This window comes from Bradyrhizobium sp. SHOUNA76, assembly GCF_023006445.1.
GTDB lineage: Bacteria > Pseudomonadota > Alphaproteobacteria > Rhizobiales > Xanthobacteraceae > Bradyrhizobium.
Map to the genome: position 1 here is coordinate 1 of NZ_JALBHA010000914.1, position 1,215 is coordinate 1,215.

Consider the following 1,215-nt stretch of genomic DNA (forward strand, 5'->3'; position numbering starts at 1 on the left):
CGACGCCCACCGTGCCGGTGATGGTCTGGCTGGCCTGGTTGACCGGTCCGCCCGCGCTGGTGATGGCGACCGCGGGTGCCGTCGTGTCCAGGGTGAAGCTCAGCGAGGCCGAGCCGGTGTTGCCAAAAGTGTCAGTTTGGCTCGCCACGATGGTGTGTAATCCGTCGGCCAGCCCGGTCGGCGTAAACGACCACGCCCCTTGTGCATCGGTGGTCACCGTCGTCGCGATCGGGCTGCCGTCGATGGTGAAGTGCACCACGGTGTTGGCAAGGCCGCTGCCGTTCAGCGCTGGGTTGGCGGTGACATGGTCGGTGACTGAGGTACCGGTGTCGGAGACGAGACTCTCGGTCACCGTCGGGCCGGTGGTGCTGAGGGTGTAGACCACGGCGCCGCTGGTCGCGGTGTTGCCGGCCGCATCGCTGACCCGTGCGGTCAGGGAGTTACCGCCCTGGTTCAGCGTGACCGTGGTACTCCAGCTGCCGTTGCCCTGCACGATGGCGGTGCCGATCGTGGTAGCGCCGTCCAGGATGGTGACGGTGGTGCCGGCATCGGCGACGCCCACCGTGCCGGTGATGGTCTGGCTCGCCTGGTTGACCGGTCCGCCGGTGCTGGTAATCGCAACCGTCGGTGCCGTGGTGTCCAGGGTGAAGTTCAGCGATGCGCTGCCGGTGTTGCCAAAAGTGTCGGTCTGGCTCGCCACAATGGTGTGCGATCCGTCGGCCAGCCCGCTCGGCGTAAACGACCAGGCGCCTTGCGCATCGGTGGTCACTGTCGCCGCGATCGGGCTACCGTCGATGGTGAAGTGCACCACGGTGTTGGCAAGGCCGGTGCCGCTCAGCGCCGGATTGGCGGTGACATGGTCGGTGACTGAGGTGCCGGTGTCGGAGACGAGACTCTCGGTCACCGTCGGGCCGGTGGTGCTGAGCGTATAGACCACCGCGCCGCTGGTCGCGATGTTGCCGGCGGCATCGCTCACCCGCGCCGTCAGGGAGTTCGGGCCGCTGCTGAGCGTGACCGTTGTGCTCCAGCTGCCGTTGCCCTGCACGATGGCGCTGCCAATCGTCGTGGTGCCGTCCAGAATGGTGACGGTGGCGCCGGCATCGGCGACGCCCACCGTGCCGGTGATGGTCTGGCTGGCCTGGTTGACCGGTCCGCCCGCGCTGGTGATGGCGACCGCGGGTGCCGTCGTGTCCAGGGTGAAGCTCAGCGAGGCCG

1 protein-coding gene is annotated in these 1,215 nt (G+C 68.1%); it reads right to left on the reverse strand.

The genetic code is table 11. The features are described 5' to 3' along the window. Positions 1 to 1,215, reverse strand: a 1,215-nt coding sequence (locus MOV74_RS38530; protein WP_246932783.1) for an Ig-like domain-containing protein, incomplete at both ends; no start/stop codon positions are given.